We start from the raw sequence: 18,014 nt of genomic DNA on the forward strand, positions 1-18,014 counted from the left end.
CATGACTGACCTGTCCGTGGTAAAGAACACCAACTCCCCGGCGTTTGATGTAGAAGCCATCCGCCGAGACTTCCCGATCCTGGCACAGGAAATCAACGGGAAGCCGCTGGTGTATCTGGACAACGGCGCTTCGGCCCAGAAGCCGCAAGCCGTGCTCGATGCCATGGACCGCTATTACCGCGAGATGCATTCCAACGTGCATCGGGGCGCCCACACCCTGGGCGACCGGGCAACAGCTGCCTTTGAAGGCGCCCGGGAAGTGGTGCGTCATTTCCTGAACGCCCCCAGCACCAAAGAAATCATCTGGACCCGGGGCACCACGGAGGCCATCAACCTGGTGGCCAATGGCCTGGCTCCGCGCCTGAAAGCCGGCGATGAGATCCTGGTCAGTCATATGGAACACCACGCCAACATCGTGCCGTGGCAGATGATCGCCGAGCGCACTGGCGCCAAAGTGGTCCCTGTGCAGGTGACCCCCGAAGGCGAGCTTGACCTTGATTCATTCAACAGCCTGCTGAACGAGCGCACCCGAGTATTGGCCCTTACCCACGCATCCAACGTGCTGGGCACAGTAAACCCGGTGGCGCCACTGATCGAACAGGCGAAGAAACAGGGCGTGATCACACTGATTGATGGCGCCCAGGCCGTGCCCCACTTCAAGCCGGATGTGCAGGCGCTGGGTTGCGATTTCTACGTGTTTTCATCCCACAAACTGTTCGGCCCTACCGGCATCGGTGTGCTGTACGGCCGTGCAGAACTGCTGGAAGAAATGCCTCCTTACCAGGGTGGAGGCGAGATGATTGAGCGGGTGTCGTTCGAGCGCACCACCTGGAACGTTCTGCCCTACAAGTTTGAAGCTGGCACCCCGGCAATTGCCGAAGCCGTCGGCCTCGCGGCCGCGATAGACTACCTGGACAGGCTGGACCGCCAGGCCATGGAAGCGGCAGAAAATGCCCTGCTTATCCGTGCCAACGAGCTGGTAGAGACGGTTCCGGGCATGGAGATTATCGGCACCGCGAGGCAGAAAGTACCGGTAATGTCCTTCAAGATTGCGGGCCTGCACCCAAGCGATATAGGCACCCTGCTGGACCAGCAAGGCATTGCCATCCGCACCGGCCATCACTGCGCCATGCCATTAATGGATTTCTACGGAGTACCCGGTACAGCCCGGGCTTCGTTTGCGTTCTACAATACGCTGGAAGAGGTCGAGAAACTGTTTACCGGCCTGCAAAAGATCCAGCGCCTGTTTACCTGAGGAGGTGGAAACATGTCAGCCGAAGTCTTCACCCCAAGCGATGTGAACGTCACCATGACCCCGACGGCGGTCAAACACGTTCGCAAACAACTGGATAAAAAGCCGGAAGCCAAGGGCATTCGCCTGGCCATCAAAAAGAGTGGCTGCTCCGGCTTCAAGTATGAAACCCAGTGGGTAGAAACCCCGGAATCCGATGACCGTATTTTTACCATCGACGGTGTGGATGTGTTCGTAAAGCAGGAACACCTGCCACTGGTGAATGGTATTGAAATCGATTTTGTTACTGAGGGCGTTAATTCCCTGTTCCGCTTCCGCAACCCCAACGCTACCGCGGAGTGTGGGTGTGGTGAGAGTTTTACGGTAGCTTGAAATACAAATTAGCCACGGACGACACGGACCATTACGGACGGAAAGATAAAGGTTTTTTTAGTCCGTGTTCGTCAGTGCCGTCTGTGGCCAAAAGAGCTTTAGAAAGGCTGATAGAGCATGCAAGAACGCGAAGTCGTACTGACAAAACGCGAAGTGGAAGCCCGGCTGGTGCCTTCCGGTACGGAAATCATGATTCCGTCGGACACCTTCGTGACCATCACCCAGTCCCTTGGCGGCACCTTTACCGTCGCGGTGAACGGCAACCTCGCCCGTATTGAAGGCCACGACGCAGACGCCCTGGGCAAACAGCCCCTGGAAAGCAGCTTTGACACCCCGGAAGACGGCACCATCAACGAAAACCAGGTGTGGGAAGCCCTGCGCAACTGCTACGACCCGGAAATCCCGGTCAACGTGGTGGATCTGGGCCTGATCTATGAGTGCAAGATCGAAAACGGCACTGAACACGGCAATCACGTTTATATCCGGATGACCCTCACCGCCGCGGGCTGTGGCATGGGGCCCGTCATCACCAACGATGTGCAAACCAAGGTGGAGCATGTCCCCAACGTCGACAAGGTAACGGTTGAGCTGACCTTTGATCCGCCCTGGAACAACGATATGCTCACCGACGAAGCCAAACTCGAACTGGGAATGCTATGACCGCCAGCAAGGAACAATTTCTCGACAACCCTCTGGGGGTAAAAACCACCCTCGAAGACGTTCTGGACGCCTTTGAGTTTCTGGACGATTGGGAAGAGCGCTACGCCTACATCGTCGACCTGGGCAAACAGTTGCCGGCATTCCCGGATGACGAGCGGACAGAAGAGAATTACGTGCATGGCTGCCAGAGTCAGGTGTGGCTGGTTCACCATCACGATGAGGACAGCGGCAAACTGTTCCTGCTGATCGACTCAGACGCCATCATCGTGCGCGGTCTGGCGGCCATTATACTGGTAGCCCTGAACGGCAAGACACCGCGAGAATTGTTGGCCACCGACATCGATGAACTGTTTGAACAACTGGACCTGTTCCGCCATATCTCCCCGACACGGGGTAACGGCCTGCGGGCTATGGTCGGGAAGATCCGGGACATCGCGGCGGCCGAGGCCGCCTGATCTCACCAGATAATCGCCATATCGTCCCTCTGGATATTCACCTGGCCACCGGTCACTGGCAGGCGACCGGTGCTGAAATCCGGGTGGACGTTATCCAGGGTAATAGACACCTTCGCATCCGTCAGCTCCGGTGTACCCTCCAGTGAATCGAAATAACGCTGACTACGGTAGATATTGAGCTCGTCGCCCGGCCGCAATCCGGCGGTCGCGCCGGAAGCCAGGGTCACACGATTGCTCTCCACACGGGTCACCCGGGCCATGAACGGTTGGCACGCCAGCGCATTATTAACGGCTACAGCCATATCATCAATCACGCCTGACACCGCCTGCCCCCACTCCGATGTTTCAAAGCCGGCCGACGCAAAGCCACCCGTGCCGGCACCTTTCGGATCCCAGCGAGCAGAGGTTTCAAAGCGCTGACGAAACACCGGCGAACCGCTGAAGCCATCGAACACCATCACTTCTGCTTCAAACCGGCGACTGGTATCCACCAGCCCGATCCCCCGCTGCATTCGGTTCACGATGGAACTGCCCCAGGCATTAGGATCAGCCACACCGATATCCCTGATGACGCCAGACACCACAAACTGCGCGCCGAGCTCCCGGGCCAGTTGGACCACATTGGTCAGATGATTCGCCGCCAGATTCTGGCGCGAGGTCGGGGCGTCTGGCAAATCGCTGAAAAGTTGCAACGAGGTAGAGCCCAACACCTGCATTCTGCCCTGAGACTGCAGGCGGGCAATCAGTGCCTGCGGCAGTTTCTCGCCGGCATCATCAAGCCCCGGGTTACCTCCCTGCTGTGGCCGGACAATCGGAAATCCTGTCACCGCAACTCGCTTGCGCAGCCCGGAGGCTTCCCCGGCCTTACAGCTTTCGGTACCGGAAGCATCCGCCATCTCGGCCCGCACCACCACCCGCAAAAGGTTGCCGCTACGGTATTCATCCACGATGGTGGCGTTACGTAACTGGGCGGTGGCCGAAAGCCGGGTTCGGGACTGTGTCAGCTCACCGTTTTCAAGGGTATCCTGGGTGCTTACGCTGGCTTCGTACTGCAAAGCGAGATCACGCATGGCCGCCTGCCGGGCCTCGGCGCGGGCCTGGTCCAGATTGTTCTCCCGGATATTGGCATGGCCCACCCCCTCAAGCACGGCGGCACTGACCACGCCCGAGCAGACCCAAAGCAACAATAGAACAATGGCTTTCATAGTTCTCCCGCATTCCGCCAGGGCATTAGCGGATTAGTCCAGATAATAGAGTGACTGGGTGCGCCGGGTTTCCACATCCCCTACCCGGTCGTTCTGACGCGGCATGGGGATCATACATTGATCCCGAACTTGATCATCCACCACCCGTGAAACGCACTCGCGAAACCTTGGTTCCAGCTTGAGCTCCATCACTGTCTCAATCACACCATCGCTATGCTCATTCACCGCCACCATCCGCGCGCCGCGAATATAGCTGTCGACATAGGTGCGGAAGTTGTCGTTGTTAACAACAAAATCATTCACCGTGGAGCTGCCGTAAATCACCGTACCGTATACCCGCTCAGCCAGGTTCCGATAGGCATCCAGTTGCGAAGCACGCCGGGCCATCAGTCGCTTGCGGGGGTTAACGCGGTCTTCCCGGACATCCTGGTACGTGCCAAAACCACTGACCCGAACGGTGATGGGTTCAAATTCGGTACGGGTATCCTGCGAGCTGTTCTGATAGCTGCCCACCGGCGCGCAGGCTGCCAATGTAAAAACCAGAACAGGCACGAGAGTCCATCGCAGTGTCATTATCTTGTCTCCGGAGAACACTTTTGCAGCATCCATGAAAAAATCACGCCAGCATCAGCAACCCAATGATGTTACTTGCCTTTTTCAAAACCAACCATCTTTCTCCCATGGGAAAGCGGCAACAGTCTGCCTTCGTTTACAGTTCGGGAACAAACCGTTACCCGTTGTGAGCTGCTTCACGGATTAAACTCGTCTAACCTTTCAAGTACTTAATTGTTTGTACCTGCATATAACAACTCAGGACTGTTCATGAAAACAAACCGCCTTTGCAAATTGTCCCTGGCCATCAGCCTTTCCATTGCCACCACCTCTGCCCTTGCGAGCCCGCAGGCTCCCATGTCGGCCCGCTCGTTCGCCATGGGTGGAACTGGCGTCGCCGTAGCACACCCCTCTGCTGCCCCCTTGGCAAACCCCGCCATGATGGCGGCACCGCAGCACGACTGGGCGGATGATTTCGGCCTGATGCTGCCTTCGGTCAATGCACGATTTGCGGATGAAGAAGAAGTTGTTGATCAGATTGATGATATTCAGGACACAATTGATGAACTCGAGCAATCCATCAACAGCCTGAACCAGGGATCCGCCCAGGATAATGCAGGAAAGCTGCGAGAGCAGCTTCAGAATTTCGACCGTGATACTGTCCGAGTGAATGCCGGTCTCGGATTGGCCGTGGCTCTTCCCGGGCCTAGCCTGTCGGTTGGAGTGATGGCGAACGGCAACCTGACCGCAACCGTTCGAGGCGAGTACAGCGAAAACGATGACGCCCGATTGGCAGCTGTCGAAGCCGGGATCCTGACACCTGGCATTACCGACGAACTGGAATCCAGAGGCAGCATCCTTGCCTCTGCAGTTGCAGAGGTTGGTTTGAGTTTCGCCAGATCCTTCGAGCTCAATAACGGCGAGCAGCTTCAGCTAGGCATAACCCCCAAGTACGTCGAACTCCGTACCTTCCAATACACCGAACGAGTCTCAAGATTTGACGACGAAGATTTCGACGCTGACGAGTTCGAAACCGACAAAAGCGGCTTCAACCTGGACATCGGTGCTGCCTATGCCTTCGGTGAGAACCGCGAGTGGAATGCCGGTGTGGTGGTCAAAAACCTGATTCCGATGGAGCTGGACTCCGCACAGGCACGCCCGCTACTTGGCGAAGAGAAACGCACCCTCGAACTCAACCCCATGGTTACCGCAGCCATCGCCCACAAGAGCGACTACCACGTAGTCACCGCCGAACTGGACCTGACCAAGAAAAAAGCCTTCGGCTTTGAAGACGATACACAATGGCTGGCTGTCGGCGCCGAATTCGACGCCTGGCGTTACGCCCAGCTGCGCGCCGGTATCCGCCACAACCTGGCCAGCAACAGCGACAACGACGGTATTGAAGAAGATACCCAGTTCACCGCTGGTCTGGGCCTGAATGTTCTTGGCGCCCGTCTGGATATTGGCGCCCTTTACAGCAGCGCTGATGTGGGTGCCGCGATCGAGCTTGGCACCTCCTTCTGATATCCCCGCAGTTCCAGAGCCCGGCCTGCCCCGCAAGCCGGGCTTTTTTGTGCCTCACCGCGTCCTTGCCGCTCAAAGTCACGGTTGGGGTTTGCCTACGGCAGACTGTGGCCGGATAATCTACCGATCTGCACCCACACACCAAAGGAAACCCCAGCTCCATGCAAACCTATCTGGTAGGCGGCGCCGTTCGGGACAAACTGCTCGGCCTTGAGGTAAAAGACCGTGACTGGGTCGTGGTTGGCAGCACACCAGATGAAATGCGAGCGAAAGGTTTCAAGCAGGTAGGGGCCGATTTCCCGGTATTCCTGCACCCGAAAACCGGTGAGGAATACGCTCTGGCCCGCACCGAACGCAAGCAGGGCCGGGGCTACCATGGGTTTACCGTATACAGCGCCCCGGATGTCACCCTGGAGCAGGATCTGAAGCGCCGGGACCTGACCATCAACGCCATGGCAGAAACCGAAGATGGCCAGTTGGTCGATCCTTTCCACGGTCACGGCGACCTCGAGCAGAAAAAGCTTCGTCATGTGTCCGAAGCCTTTGCGGAAGACCCCCTGCGCATCCTTAGAACCGCCCGGTTTGCCGCACGACTGCAACCCATGGGTTTTACCGTATGCCACGAAACCAGGGCCCTGATGCAAGAGATGGTCTGTGAGGGCGAACTGGGGGACCTTGTTCCGGAGCGCGTATGGCAGGAGGTTCAGCGAGCACTGCATGAGAAAGCACCAGGTGTCTTTTTCGATGTGCTCAAAGACGTTGGCGCCCTGGAGGTTCTGATTCCAGAGCTCGCCAGCCCCGGCATTCTCCAGCACGGGCTTCAGGCCCTGCATTGCGTGCACCGGAAAAACGGCAACACGTCGCAGCGCTTCGCCGCATTGCTGTGCGCCGTGCCGGAACCCGCCGCTGTCGCTCGCGCAAAAGCCATGAAAAGCCCGAATGACTGCAAAGACATGGTACACCTGGTCTGTCTTTACATGGAGCACCTGGGCGATCAGAGCCCGCAGGTCCTTGTGCCGGAGCAAGCCCTGGCGTTGTTGGGGAAAGCGGACCTCTGGCGCCGCCCGGAGCGCTTTATTGAATTGCAGGAAACCCTGGCCTACGCCGTTAGCCCTGGCCAGTCCGACAGCCTTTACCGGCTCAACCTGGCCGCACGACACGCCTCAGCGGTTAACCCCCAAGACCTGATCAAACAGGGCTACAAAGGAAAAGCCCTGGGCGATGCAATCCGCAACGAGCGGCTGGCACGTATCAAACAGGCATTGACCAACTGACCAGAGGAATTCTGTATGGCAGCTCCTGTTGTTCTGATCACCGGCGCCGCCCACCGTCTCGGCGCCCGTACCGCGGAGGTCCTGCACGCCCGGGGCTGGAATGTGGTCATCCACTATCGTTCGAGGGCGGACCAAGCGGCCGAACTGGTGGACAAACTGAACCGGGAACGGTCTGACTCAGCCACCTCGATACAGGCAGACCTGACAGACATGGAACAGGTTGTCAGCCTGGCCAAAACCGCCTGCCAACATTGGGAGCGCCTGGACGGCCTGGTCAACAACGCCTCAGTCTTCTATCCCAGAACCACCGAAGACTCTGGCGAAGACGACTGGAACGCCGTCATGGGCGCCAACCTGAAAGCGCCATTCTTTCTGCTCAAGTATTGCTTGCCGGAACTGAAAAAAAACAAGGGAGCCGTGGTCAACCTGATCGACATCTACAGCGAAAAACCGCTGAACGATCACCCCCTGTATTGTGCCAGCAAAGCGGGCCTGGCCGCCCTCACCCGATCCTGGGCCAAAGATCATGCCCCAGAAATCAGGGTAAACGGTGTATCGCCTGGCGCTATACTCTGGCCAGAGGGCGAGGCCGAAATCGACACGGTTTACCAGCAGGCCATTCTGGACAAAACACCCCTGTCCCGTACCGGCAACCCCGACGACATTGCCGGTGCCATCGCCTACCTGTTGTGCGATGCCCCGTTTGTGACCGGCCAGATTCTCTCCGTCGATGGCGGTCGTAGCCTGAATATGTAAATCACTCCCGGCAGGCTGAATCAACCCATACCTTGGTTGTTTTGGCCGAGCCGGGCTTTCCCGCTACAATGCTTGCCATCTTGTATTAACACGCCGGCAGGCATCTTCCTGATCCTGCCCTTTGCAACGGAGAATTCCCATGCGTGATGTCGTGATTGTTGCCGCAAAACGTACCGCTGTTGGCAGCTTCGGTGGCGGTTTGTCCAGCCTGCGGGCCGACCAACTCGGTTCCGCCGTGATCAAGGCGCTGATGGAAGAAACCGGCGTGGCCGGCGAGCAGATCAATGAAGTAATCCTGGGCCAGGTACTGACTGCCGGTTGCGGTCAGAACCCTGCCCGCCAGGCAGCCATCAATGCCGGCCTGCCAAACTCCACACCAGCGATTACCATCAACAAGGTATGTGGTTCCGGCCTGAAAGCAGTTCACATGGCGGTGCAAGCCATTCAGTGCGGCGATGCCGAGATGATTGTCGCTGGCGGCCAGGAAAGCATGAGCCAGGCGCCGCACGTTCTGCCCAACAGCCGTAATGGCCAGCGCATGGGCAACTGGAGCATGGTCGACACCATGGTGAACGATGGTCTGTGGGATGCCTTCAACGATTACCACATGGGCATCACCGCCGAAAACATTGTGGAGAAGTACGGAATCAGCCGGGACGAGCAGGACGAATTCGCCGCAGCCTCCCAGCAAAAAGCCGTGGCTGCCCAGAACGCCGGCTACTTTGACGGCCAGATTGTTCCGATCACCATTCCCCAGCGCAAGGGCGACCCGCTGGTGATCAGCAAAGACGAATGCCCCCGCGACGGCGTGACCGGAGACAGCCTTGGCAAACTGCGCCCGGCGTTCAAAAAAGACGGCTCCGTGACCGCCGGCAACGCCTCATCCCTGAACGACGGTGCCGCCGCCGTGATGGTGTGCAGCGCCGAGAAAGCCAAGGAACTGGGCCTGACCCCGCTGGCCACCATCAAGGCCCACGCCAATGCTGGTGTTGACCCCACCATCATGGGTACCGGCCCGATTCCCGCCAGCCAGCGCTGCCTTGAGCGGGCCGGCTGGACGGCCGCAGAGCTGGACCTGATCGAAGCCAACGAAGCCTTCGCGGCCCAGGCCATCTCGGTCAACCGGGACATGGGCTGGGATACCAGCAAGGTCAACGTAAATGGCGGCGCCATTGCCATCGGCCACCCAATCGGCGCCTCCGGCTGCCGTATTCTGGTTACCCTGCTGCACGAAATGGCACGCCGCGACGCCAAGAAAGGCCTGGCGACTTTGTGCATCGGTGGCGGCATGGGTGTAGCCCTGGCGGTAGAGCGCTAAGCCCGGTGCTGCACGTTGTACTCTATGAGCCGGAGATACCGCCCAATACCGGCAATATCATCCGGCTCTGCGCCAACACCGGCTGTCAGCTGCACCTGATTGAACCGCTGGGGTTTTCCCTGGAGGACAAACAGATGCGCAGGGCCGGGCTGGATTACAGCGAGTACGCCACCGTAAAGATCCACCCGGATTACGCCAGCTTCCTGGAAACCGAACAGCCCGCAAGGCTGTTCGGGCTCAGCACGAAAGGCAGCCGCCACTATCACGAGGCCGCTTTCCAGGATGGCGACTACCTGATGTTCGGGCCGGAAACCCGAGGGCTGCCAGCAAACGTTCGGGAAGCCCTGCCAGAACAGAACCGGCTGCGGGTGCCCATGCGCCCGGAAAGCCGCAGCCTGAATCTGTCCAATACCGCGGCCCTGGTGGTTTATGAGGCCTGGCGGCAGACCGGATTCAACGGCGCCGTCTGAGCACTCCCGCTGGCAAGGGGAATGACCAGCGGATAGCCCTCAGGGAGTTGGATAACCCGGGCTCGATAGCCGTAAACCGCTTTCAATAGTGACGGCGTCAGAACCTCACTGGAGCCCCCCTCATGAAAGCAGCGGCCGGACTTCATGACCACCATTCGGTCTGCAAACTGAGCCGCAAGATTAAGGTCATGGACAATGGCCAGCACGGCCACCCCGTGCTCCCGGGCCATTGCGCCCACCAACTCCAGCACCATCTGTTGGTGCGCAGGGTCCAGTGCCGACGTACACTCGTCCAGCAATAACAGTCGATCCTGTCGGGTATCCCATATCTGCCCCAGCACTCTTGCCAGCTGCAACCTCTGCTGTTCCCCGCCGGACAATCCCGGCACCAGTCGATGCCGCAAATGCTTGATCTCCAGGGCTTCCATCAGGATTTCTGCCACGGAATCCGCGCATCGGCGGGTTGCGGCCGGACGACCAAGGGCCACCACTTCCTCCACCGTTAGTGGGAAGTTAACCTCAACACTCTGAGGCATAATCGCCCGATGGCGTGCCAGCTCACCCGGGCACCAGCCACCAAGTTCGCGGCCTGCAAGTCGGATCCGGCCCCGGTACGGCAATTCTCCAGCCAGTGCTTTCATAAGCGTTGACTTACCCGCACCATTCGGCCCCAGCAGCATCAATACTTCACCAGCAGACACCGTCAGATTGATATCGCTGACAATCTCCGTTCCCGCTAGAGATACACTCAAGTTCTGAATTTCCAGGACCATCACATCACCTTTCTCCGCATGAGCAAACCCAGAAAAAACGGACCTCCGATCAGAGACATCATCAGCCCGATGGGCAACTCGGCGGGTGCAACAACAACTCGCGCGATGGCATCAGCCGCAACCAACAGGGTTCCCCCCATCAGCGCACTGACTGGCAACACCACTCGATGACTCGCTCCCAGCAGCTGCCTTACCAGGTGCGGCACAACCAATCCGACAAAGCCGATCAGTCCGCTTACGGCCACGGCTGCGCCAACACCTAGCCCGACAACCAGTATCGCAACCTTCTTAACGGTGGCTGTTCGATACCCCAAGTGGCCCACTACCGATTCGCCCAACAAAAACGCGTCCAGCGGTCTGGCCAGCCAGGGTGCTGCCAGTAAAGCCAGGATCATGAAAGGTGCGCCCAATACGAGATCGTCCCAGGCAGCGTGGCCAAGGCTCCCCATTGTCCAGAACGTCAGGGATCGTAACTCCTCATCGCTTGCGTAGAACGTCAGCAAACCGGTTGCTGCGCCCGCCACTGCGTTGATGGCAATACCCGCCAATAGAAGCGTTGCCACAGCGGTCTGGCCAGCACGACTGGCAATCCGCCAGGCCAGAATGACGGTGGCACTGCCGCCGGCAAACGCAGCCAGAGGTAACGCCCACTGTCCCGCCAGGGTCACCCAACCACCAAGGGCCGTCCCGCCAAGAACGATAACGGCAATGGCTGCCAGTGACGCACCAGCAGAGACACCAATCAGGCCAGGATCTGCCAGGGGGTTTCGGAAAAGCCCCTGTAGGATCGCGCCGGAAACCCCCAATACAGCTCCAACCAGAAAGCCGAGCAGAAACCGGGGTAACCGGACTTCCAACACAACCATAGCCGCTACCGGATCCGAAGCTTCCCGGCCAGCAACCACCTTGAGAATATCCATCAGTGCAAGGTCGTAGGCACCACTACCTATCGATGCCAGGGCCGCAACCGCCAGGAGAGCTCCCAGCAACAAGAGCGCCGGCGCCAACGGCAAACGACCGGAATGGTCACGGATCATTGGCGGCTATTTCCCTTTGGCCGGGCAAGGCATCGTTAAGCGCCGCCATAGCTTCCGGCAAGCGAGGGCCGAAGCCGAGCAGGAACATACTGTCGGCCACCAGCCGATGCCCGGACTGCCATGCTTCAAGGCGCTCAACCTCTGGCCACCCCGCAATGTCGAACTGGCCCGGAGTGGATTCCGCAATCACCACCGCATCGGGGCGGGAAGCAAGAATCGCCTCCCGGTTGGCCGGTTTGTACCCTTTAATACCCTGGGCAGCATTTTCGGCCCCGATCAGTTCAACCAGCGCATTCGCTGCAGTATCCGACCCGGCCAACATGACCGAGTGGTTGCCCGCAGCGAGGATGAACAGAATTCTGGGCTGGTAATCACGGTTTCCGGTGTTCTGTTGAATCCGGCGGATATCCGCCTCTACGCCAGCCACCAGAGCCCGCGCTTCCTCGGTTGCCCCGAGCAGCTCGCCAACAGACAATATGCGCTCCAGCGCTGCCTCCGCGGTCCACCGCGACGGCAGTTGCGCAACCCGAACCCCGGCGCGCGCGAGGCGCTCAAGATTCCTGGCGGGCGCAGCCTGCTCTGAGGTAATCAGCATATCCGGCTTCAGTGCCAGAACGCCCTCGAAAGGCAAAGCGCGCAGATAACCAACCTTGGGCAACTCAGCCGTTTGCTCCGGATAACCGCTGGTGGTATCCACTCCAACCAGGCGCGACTCCTGCCCAAGGCGATAGACGATTTCGGTGATGGCTCCGTCTGCAGTCACCAGACGGCTCGGTTCGGCAAACACCGAGCCCGATGCCAGCGACAATCCAATCAGAATGAACAGGAGCCACCGCAGCCTCATGACAAAGCCTCAAGCGTTGCGACCTGTTCACGCCAGAGTTCGGATTCCGGAATGCCGGGTTTACGTTCACCAAAAACCGTCAGAACCAGTTCTCCGTCTCCATTGAAAGCTTCCACAGATGTGATCAGACCATCGGTGGACGGACGTCGTACCAACCACCAGCGTTTGATACCGTCGGTGTTAGCGTGCAGGTTGAAGCTCGGATCCAGTACGTTCATCCAGGGGCCAGTGCGGCGAACATTTGTGACACCCCCGGTAAAGATCTGGACAATCCCGGGGTTGCCGACAAAGAACATCGCCGGGCATTGGTTGTCTCTCAGCAATCCCAGCAACCGATCCAGCACATTCTGATCCCCTGACTGCAGCTCCGTGGCCCACTCACCACGCACCAGTTCGAGCGCTGTCAGGCGGTCAGCACCGGCACGCTTTAACAGGGCTCCAAAATGATGGACATCTTTGAGTTTCTCCCAGCCGGTGCGCAGCGCAGCAACATCCACGGTTTCCGGGGACGAACGCTGCAATGTCTCTCGCCGGCCTACCGGTTTAAAGGCTTCCTGGCGGGCTGCTGTATAGCGTTCGACCATTTTTTCCCAGGCATCCGCATCGGTCGTGTCCACTCGATAGATCTTGTGAATGGCCGTGCCGTACTGGTCGAAAAACTGAAGGCTTTCCCGTAGCCCGGACCGCACCTGCTCCAGTACCCGGTAGCCCCAGGCCCAGTGTTTGAAAAACACCCGTATGTCAATCTCTCCAACCGCCAGCCCCATAGCTCCAGAGCCGCCGACCGTGAAGTCTCTGAAGCAACCGGTAACTTCATGAACTACCTCGTTGTTGCGGGCAAGAATCATCACCGGTCCGACCTGCTCCAGTGCCCCAAGGATCTGACTAAACTCGTTTACGAGTGGAACGACGGCATCACGCTCCCGGAGTCGCACAAGCTCCATTTCGCTGACCCCAAGCCGGTCTGCGACCTGGCGGATCCTGAGATTCGGCTCCTGTTGTCTGATGGCTTCCCATCGTGCCGGCAGGTTGTCCGGCACACCTACTGAATCGGCTATTGCCTGTTGCATGACTTACTCCTTGGCTTGCTGAAGCTCCACCGGCAACCAACGCACCGTGGGCTGCCCGCTGGTTCCGTTCTGGTCGTAGTATCCGACGATCTGCAACGCCCAGACCGCGGAGTCAGGATTATCAGCCTCCGCCTTAATCAGGAAGGTTCGGAAGTTGGGCCAGATTTTGTGTTGGTTGGTCAGGTTGTAGGCGTACCAGGTGTTATCCGTGAATACCCCGCCGGTTGAGTCCGTGTTGTAGAGCTGGGGAACACCCGGATCGCTGTCATTGGCGGCAAGTTCGCTCCAGGTCATCGGGGCGGAGGCCCCGCCTTTACCGGCGCCAGACACACCGCTGTTGGATTTCAGGTACCAGTCCCAACCAGAGAAGCCGACCTGGACATCCCAGTTGTCGCTGGTATCACAATCAACAACGGCGCCTGAGTCAAAATCGAAGCATACGTCGCCGCCGTCATAGCCTGCAGGGGGCGTGAAAGTGACTGGTGTGGCACTGAATTGCGACGCGCCAGAGGCCTGCACGTCAAACTCCAGTGTGAAATTTTCAATACCTTGTCCTTTGCGGGTCGGGAAATTGAAGTCGACAACCCGCATTCGGGCATAGCTATTTCCCTCGGCAGAACGCACCAGATAGCCAACATCGCCTGCCTCTCTGATCACGCCCGTGGCGAAGTCGTATTGAGACCAGGTATCTGAGGCCCCAAATGCACTGGCAAAGGCATCCTCCTGCCAGCTAGCCGGCTCTTCAAGAATGCCCAGCAAGTGCTCCTGCTCTGAGTTGGCGGTGGCGTTGATGAACACATTCGCGATGGGGTCGCCATTACCATCGTAAAAATCGTCCTGGGCAATAGCCAGAGCGCCGACAACGCTTCCGCTTCCGGAAGCACCGCTATTCACCTTGAAGCTCAAACGGTTGGCGGCAATGTGCCAGTCGCCACCGCCTTCCACCATCGCTCCGGTTTCCAGATTGAGGTAGACGGTCTCCGTTGCCGCGGGCAGCAACTGCTCGGAAAAATTGCTGACATTATCTGTATCGTCCTTCGCGATGGAGTTGTCACTACCTCCACCACAGGCCGTCAGAGCCAGGGTGGCCAACACAACAGCCAGAGGCCTGCTATCGAAAAGTTCCATGGATGTCTCCTTCATATGTTTTTCGGGTGTTCGGGTATCATTGGCCAAAGGAAACCGTCAGCCCGGCGTAGAGGAAACGCCCGGCAACCGGTCTGAAATCTTCACTGGCATTGGAAAAATCACGCTGTTCGCCGCTAATGTTCTCGGCTCCGGCGAACAATCGAAGCTGGTCGGAGAACTGGTAGTTCAGCTTCAGGTCGGCCGTTGCATACCCCGGGGACTCGGTTCCCGAGGCCGCATTCACGAACTCTTCACTCTGGTACCGAAGCCTCGCACTCCAGGACAATCCGGGCAGCCAAAGCGGGCCATCCAGCCCGAGGCGAGCCTGATGCCTCGGGCGGCGATTAAGCTCATCGCCTGTTGCCACGTCTTCGGTTCGGGTCAGGGTATAGCCGGCGGTGAGTCGCCAGTGCTCAGAGGGCTCCCAGCCAGCCGTGGTCTCGAATCCCCAGGTCCTTGCCTCGGCAAGGTTTTCATAGGAAAAAACCTGAACTCCGTCGTTCCGCGCCTCGGTAGCCCCGGCATCCGGCGAGGTCTGGATCAGTTGCTCGATGTCATTGAGGAAGGCATTGGCTTCCAGCCATGCAGACCGGTTCCAGGACAGGCCTCCTCCAAACTGGTAGCTGACGGATTGCTCCGGCTCCAGATCAGGCGTCCCCTGCACGATGTAGCCAAGCTGACTGTGGTCAAAAGTGAAGTGTCTCTCCTTGAGATTCGGCACCCGATATCCGGCGCCAACGCCACCTCGGAGGAAGCCGGTCAGAGAATCGGTCCGGATCAGGTCGTAGCGTGCATTGATCTTCGGGGCGGTGTGGGTTCCGAAATCGGAGTCATTCTGGAAACGGACGCCGGGCACCAACTCAAGCTTCGCGGTGGGCATCCAGGTGTCCTGAACCCAGACCTCCTGGCTCTCACGCTCTCGGCGAGGCTCGGCGCCCAGCTCGGAAGCGCCGTCCTTGGTCTGCTTGAGGGTTTCGCGGTTAACATCGACACCAGCCTGCAAGTGATGACCAAGCCCCACCGGCTTGCCCAAATGGGCAGAAAAACGAGACAGAGTAGATTCGGCACGACGGTCATCAAAGACACTGCTGGCCGTGTATTTCAAGGTATCGTTGTTGAGGGTCTCATGGACAGCGGCCCAACCGGCACGCAGATCTGAATTGCGACCATGGTCGCCAGCCAGGGTATAGCGGGTGCGAGTGACCGTTTCATCCTTACCCTGATTGATAACAAAAGGCGGGTTGCGTTCGGTAAACCGTGACCCGGACCCCTCTTCGAATCGGGCGACCGCAGCGCTCAGTCGGTGGTTGCTGTTTGGAGACCAGTCGGTGCGGAAGCTGAGATCGGTTCGGTCGTATTCATCGCCCGGTCGGGCCCAGGTCTCTGGCTGCGGGTCGATGCCATCGGAATGCTGGTGTGATGCGGATAACCGAAGGGCCAGCTGTTCATTGCCACCCTGGACCGAGGCTCGGGCCGAATATCGCGCGGGGTCGGCGTCACTCCCAGAAGGGTTCTGATCGCCATAGGTACCGACGTCGGCGGTGAAATGACCAGAGAACCCGGAAGCTGGCGGACGGGTGATGATGTTGACCACCCCACCGATACCGGCACTGCCGTATTGAGCAGACACAGCTCCCTTGACTACTTCGACACGTTCGATATCAAGGACAGCCAACTGACTGACATCAACGGATGAACCGGTCGTCGCCGTCATCGGCATACCATCGATCAGCACCAGGACCCGGTCAGCCTCAATTCCCTGCAACCAAACCTCATACCCGGGTTTCCCGTGAACCTCCCGCAGCTGAACCCCGGGCACGTTCTCCAGCGCTTCTTTCATACTCCGGGCGTGAGTTCTCTCAAGCTCCTTCGCGGTGACGACCTCGGTGCGCACAGGAGTGTCCAGTAATTGACGCTCCGTTCTTGTTCCAGTGACAACCAGCTCATCCAGGTACAAGGCCTCGGCAACCGTGTTACCGGAACCTCCCAAAAGCAAAAGGAGCAGTGACCACCGCTGGAGATCAGCTTTCGAATTCATCATATCACTCAACAATAATCTAAATGCGAACGATTATTGTTTTATTTTCATAAAAGATCAACCCTTCAACTGATGAATATCAAGCGCGCACAAAAAAACCGGCCTCAGCCGGTTTTTTTAATATCTTCAGAAAACCAAACGATTAGTGAGTCTGCTCTTCCTTGGCTTCGCCTGCCGCCTCTTCCTGCTTGCGCTTCAGCGCCTGGGCGTAGATGGCGTCAAAGTTCACCGGCGCCAGCATAAGGGCCGGGAAGCTGCCCTTGTTGACGATGCCGTCGATGGCTTCGCGGGCGTAGGGGAACAGAATGGTCGGGCAGTACGCGCCCAGCATCTGACCGAGCTGCGGGCCTTCAATGCCAGACACCATGAATACACCGGCCTGCTGGATCTCAACGATGTAGGCAACCTTCTCGCCGACCTTGGCAGTCACGGTCAGCGACAGCACCACTTCATACTGATTATCACTGATCTTGTTGTGGGCGGTATTCAGATCCAGGTTCACCTGCGGCTTCCACTGCTCCTGAAACACCAGGGGAGCATTCGGGGACTCAAAAGACAGGTCCTTCACGTAAATGCGCTGAAGGGCAAACTGGGGTTGGTTCTGGTTTTCGGTGCCTGCGGCTTGCTGATTCTCAGCCATGATCAGTCCTTTCGTTCTGGTAAAAAGGGCAACAGCCCGTTGTTATGGTCACGTGAGCCGAAACAGTCTACTGCGTGGTCCCGGCAGGTAATGTGAAACAGTGCGACAGATCGGCAATCAGATCAAGCCCTGTTACTTTTTCACCAGCGGCAGATTGCTGGCTCTCCAATCGGCGATACCGCCATTCAGGCGCACCACATTGGCGTAGCCCTCAGCATTCAGCTGCTTGACCGCCATGGCCGAATGCTGGCCCATTTTGTCCGCCACAATAATCTGCTTGTCTTTGAACTTGCTTAACTCATGGGCGCGGCTCTTGAGGCTGTTCAACGGGATATTGATGGAGCCGGTAATGCGACCCTCGCCAAATTCCTTGCGGTCCCGGATATCCACCACGACCGCCTCATCCTTGTTGATCAAAGTAACGGCACCCTGAGCCGAAATTTTGGTGCCACCCCGCCGGGACTCCAACACCAGAATGGCCACCAGGAATGCCACGAACAGAGATACCAGAATGTAATGATTGACTACGAATTCAAACAAGCGGTCCATGAAACTACCCTGAAAATTTGATTTGGCGGGATTATACACACCCGTAACGACTCAAAGAAGGCAAGCGTCTTTGCCGGCAGGCTGCAAACCCGAGCCT

At 58.3% G+C, this 18,014-nt stretch carries 19 protein-coding genes; 9 read left to right on the top strand and 10 right to left on the bottom strand.

Translation table 11 applies throughout. From position 1 onward, the window contains the following. The first annotated feature begins 1 nt into the window (after position 1). The 4 genes from ASQ50_RS07180 (at position 2) to ASQ50_RS07195 (ending at position 2,739) form a co-directional block, all read left to right on the top strand. The gene (locus ASQ50_RS07180; protein ID WP_058090507.1) at positions 2–1,255 is read left to right on the top strand and encodes an aminotransferase class V-fold PLP-dependent enzyme; all 1,254 of its coding nucleotides are present in this window, start codon (positions 2–4) and stop codon (positions 1,253–1,255) included. A gap of 12 nt (positions 1,256–1,267) precedes the next feature. Next, complete coding sequence (locus tag ASQ50_RS07185) at positions 1,268–1,624, top strand: HesB/IscA family protein (protein WP_058090506.1); 357 nt, start codon at positions 1,268–1,270, stop codon at positions 1,622–1,624. 117 nt (positions 1,625–1,741) lie between these two features. Continuing rightward, positions 1,742–2,284, top strand: a complete 543-nt coding sequence (gene sufT / locus ASQ50_RS07190) for a putative Fe-S cluster assembly protein SufT (protein ID WP_058090505.1) — start codon at positions 1,742–1,744, stop codon at positions 2,282–2,284. Continuing rightward, entirely contained in the window at positions 2,281–2,739 is a 459-nt protein-coding gene (locus ASQ50_RS07195) for a SufE family protein (protein ID WP_058090504.1), read from the top strand. The genes sufT and ASQ50_RS07195 overlap by 4 nt, the downstream gene beginning before the upstream one ends. 2 nt (positions 2,740–2,741) lie before the next feature. On the opposite strand, the gene ASQ50_RS07200 is transcribed toward ASQ50_RS07195, so the two are convergent. Next, positions 2,742–3,944 carry a flagellar assembly protein T N-terminal domain-containing protein gene (locus ASQ50_RS07200; protein ID WP_058090503.1) on the bottom strand — a complete coding sequence of 401 codons (1,203 nt, stop codon included), beginning with the start codon at positions 3,942–3,944 and terminating at the stop codon, positions 2,742–2,744. Between the two features lie 33 nt (positions 3,945–3,977). Continuing rightward, entirely contained in the window at positions 3,978–4,517 is a 540-nt protein-coding gene (locus ASQ50_RS07205; RefSeq protein WP_058090502.1) for an LPP20 family lipoprotein, read from the bottom strand. 249 nt (positions 4,518–4,766) lie between these two features. Between ASQ50_RS07205 and traF the strand changes: the two genes are divergently transcribed. The 5 genes from traF to trmL all read left to right on the top strand — a co-directional run bounded on the left by traF (position 4,767) and on the right by trmL (position 9,838). Then, the gene (gene traF / locus ASQ50_RS07210; protein ID WP_058090501.1) at positions 4,767–6,020 is read left to right on the top strand and encodes a conjugal transfer protein TraF; all 1,254 of its coding nucleotides are present in this window, start codon (positions 4,767–4,769) and stop codon (positions 6,018–6,020) included. A gap of 161 nt (positions 6,021–6,181) precedes the next feature. Next, positions 6,182–7,294 (top strand): tRNA nucleotidyltransferase, encoded by a 1,113-nt coding sequence (locus ASQ50_RS07215; RefSeq protein WP_058090500.1) that lies wholly within the window; start codon positions 6,182–6,184, stop codon positions 7,292–7,294. 15 nt (positions 7,295–7,309) lie between these two features. Then, positions 7,310–8,050 carry a pteridine reductase gene (locus tag ASQ50_RS07220; RefSeq protein ID WP_058090499.1) on the top strand — a complete coding sequence of 247 codons (741 nt, stop codon included), beginning with the start codon at positions 7,310–7,312 and terminating at the stop codon, positions 8,048–8,050. 139 nt (positions 8,051–8,189) lie between these two features. Next, positions 8,190–9,368 carry an acetyl-CoA C-acetyltransferase gene (locus tag ASQ50_RS07225; protein ID WP_058090498.1) on the top strand — a complete coding sequence of 393 codons (1,179 nt, stop codon included), beginning with the start codon at positions 8,190–8,192 and terminating at the stop codon, positions 9,366–9,368. Positions 9,369–9,373: 5 nt separating this feature from the next. Beyond that, the gene (trmL, locus tag ASQ50_RS07230) at positions 9,374–9,838 is read left to right on the top strand and encodes a tRNA (uridine(34)/cytosine(34)/5-carboxymethylaminomethyluridine(34)-2'-O)-methyltransferase TrmL (RefSeq protein WP_058090497.1); all 465 of its coding nucleotides are present in this window, start codon (positions 9,374–9,376) and stop codon (positions 9,836–9,838) included. Here trmL and ASQ50_RS07235 read toward each other — a convergent pair. The 8 genes from ASQ50_RS07235 to ASQ50_RS07270 all read right to left on the bottom strand — a co-directional run bounded on the left by ASQ50_RS07235 (position 9,796) and on the right by ASQ50_RS07270 (position 17,917). After that, on the bottom strand, positions 9,796–10,611 hold the full coding sequence (locus ASQ50_RS07235; protein ID WP_058090496.1) for a heme ABC transporter ATP-binding protein: 816 nt from the start codon (positions 10,609–10,611) through the stop codon (positions 9,796–9,798). The two genes, trmL and ASQ50_RS07235, sit on opposite strands and share 43 nt — an antisense overlap. Further along, positions 10,611–11,648 carry a FecCD family ABC transporter permease gene (locus tag ASQ50_RS07240; RefSeq protein WP_058090495.1) on the bottom strand — a complete coding sequence of 346 codons (1,038 nt, stop codon included), beginning with the start codon at positions 11,646–11,648 and terminating at the stop codon, positions 10,611–10,613. Before ASQ50_RS07240 ends, ASQ50_RS07235 begins: the two co-directional genes overlap by 1 nt. Beyond that, positions 11,638–12,492 carry a heme/hemin ABC transporter substrate-binding protein gene (locus ASQ50_RS07245; RefSeq protein ID WP_068351437.1) on the bottom strand — a complete coding sequence of 285 codons (855 nt, stop codon included), beginning with the start codon at positions 12,490–12,492 and terminating at the stop codon, positions 11,638–11,640. Before ASQ50_RS07245 ends, ASQ50_RS07240 begins: the two co-directional genes overlap by 11 nt. Then, on the bottom strand, positions 12,489–13,562 hold the full coding sequence (locus tag ASQ50_RS07250; protein WP_058090494.1) for a hemin-degrading factor: 1,074 nt from the start codon (positions 13,560–13,562) through the stop codon (positions 12,489–12,491). The genes ASQ50_RS07245 and ASQ50_RS07250 overlap by 4 nt, the downstream gene beginning before the upstream one ends. A 3-nt stretch (positions 13,563–13,565) precedes the next feature. After that, positions 13,566–14,690 (bottom strand): HmuY family protein, encoded by a 1,125-nt coding sequence (locus tag ASQ50_RS07255; protein WP_058090493.1) that lies wholly within the window; start codon positions 14,688–14,690, stop codon positions 13,566–13,568. A 37-nt stretch (positions 14,691–14,727) separates the two neighbouring features. After that, on the bottom strand, positions 14,728–16,731 hold the full coding sequence (locus tag ASQ50_RS07260; RefSeq protein ID WP_058090492.1) for a TonB-dependent receptor plug domain-containing protein: 2,004 nt from the start codon (positions 16,729–16,731) through the stop codon (positions 14,728–14,730). 139 nt (positions 16,732–16,870) lie between these two features. Next, the gene (gene secB / locus ASQ50_RS07265) at positions 16,871–17,368 is read right to left on the bottom strand and encodes a protein-export chaperone SecB (RefSeq protein WP_058090491.1); all 498 of its coding nucleotides are present in this window, start codon (positions 17,366–17,368) and stop codon (positions 16,871–16,873) included. Between the two features lie 132 nt (positions 17,369–17,500). Beyond that, complete coding sequence (locus tag ASQ50_RS07270) at positions 17,501–17,917, bottom strand: rhodanese-like domain-containing protein (RefSeq protein WP_058090490.1); 417 nt, start codon at positions 17,915–17,917, stop codon at positions 17,501–17,503. Positions 17,918–18,014 lie beyond the last annotated feature (97 nt).

It is taken from the genome of Marinobacter sp. LQ44, assembly GCF_001447155.2.
Lineage (GTDB): Bacteria > Pseudomonadota > Gammaproteobacteria > Pseudomonadales > Oleiphilaceae > Marinobacter.

Excerpts from the sequence above, each read along its gene's own strand:
- ASQ50_RS07260 (WP_058090492.1), bottom strand. The coding sequence starts at position 16,731 with ATGATGAATTCGAAAGCTGATCTCCAGCGGTGGTCACTGCTCCTTTTG.
- ASQ50_RS07250 (WP_058090494.1), bottom strand. The coding sequence starts at position 13,562 with ATGCAACAGGCAATAGCCGATTCAGTAGGTGTGCCGGACAACCTGCCG.
- sufT (WP_058090505.1), top strand. The coding sequence starts at position 1,742 with ATGCAAGAACGCGAAGTCGTACTGACAAAACGCGAAGTGGAAGCCCGG.
- traF (WP_058090501.1), top strand. The coding sequence starts at position 4,767 with ATGAAAACAAACCGCCTTTGCAAATTGTCCCTGGCCATCAGCCTTTCC.
- ASQ50_RS07205 (WP_058090502.1), bottom strand. The coding sequence starts at position 4,517 with ATGACACTGCGATGGACTCTCGTGCCTGTTCTGGTTTTTACATTGGCA.
- ASQ50_RS07215 (WP_058090500.1), top strand. The coding sequence starts at position 6,182 with ATGCAAACCTATCTGGTAGGCGGCGCCGTTCGGGACAAACTGCTCGGC.
- ASQ50_RS07270 (WP_058090490.1), bottom strand. The coding sequence starts at position 17,917 with ATGGACCGCTTGTTTGAATTCGTAGTCAATCATTACATTCTGGTATCT.
- ASQ50_RS07180 (WP_058090507.1), top strand. The coding sequence starts at position 2 with ATGACTGACCTGTCCGTGGTAAAGAACACCAACTCCCCGGCGTTTGAT.
- secB (WP_058090491.1), bottom strand. The coding sequence starts at position 17,368 with ATGGCTGAGAATCAGCAAGCCGCAGGCACCGAAAACCAGAACCAACCC.
- ASQ50_RS07240 (WP_058090495.1), bottom strand. The coding sequence starts at position 11,648 with ATGATCCGTGACCATTCCGGTCGTTTGCCGTTGGCGCCGGCGCTCTTG.
- ASQ50_RS07245 (WP_068351437.1), bottom strand. The coding sequence starts at position 12,492 with ATGAGGCTGCGGTGGCTCCTGTTCATTCTGATTGGATTGTCGCTGGCA.
- ASQ50_RS07255 (WP_058090493.1), bottom strand. The coding sequence starts at position 14,690 with ATGGAACTTTTCGATAGCAGGCCTCTGGCTGTTGTGTTGGCCACCCTG.
- ASQ50_RS07225 (WP_058090498.1), top strand. The coding sequence starts at position 8,190 with ATGCGTGATGTCGTGATTGTTGCCGCAAAACGTACCGCTGTTGGCAGC.
- ASQ50_RS07235 (WP_058090496.1), bottom strand. The coding sequence starts at position 10,611 with ATGGTCCTGGAAATTCAGAACTTGAGTGTATCTCTAGCGGGAACGGAG.
- ASQ50_RS07195 (WP_058090504.1), top strand. The coding sequence starts at position 2,281 with ATGACCGCCAGCAAGGAACAATTTCTCGACAACCCTCTGGGGGTAAAA.
- ASQ50_RS07220 (WP_058090499.1), top strand. The coding sequence starts at position 7,310 with ATGGCAGCTCCTGTTGTTCTGATCACCGGCGCCGCCCACCGTCTCGGC.
- ASQ50_RS07200 (WP_058090503.1), bottom strand. The coding sequence starts at position 3,944 with ATGAAAGCCATTGTTCTATTGTTGCTTTGGGTCTGCTCGGGCGTGGTC.
- ASQ50_RS07185 (WP_058090506.1), top strand. The coding sequence starts at position 1,268 with ATGTCAGCCGAAGTCTTCACCCCAAGCGATGTGAACGTCACCATGACC.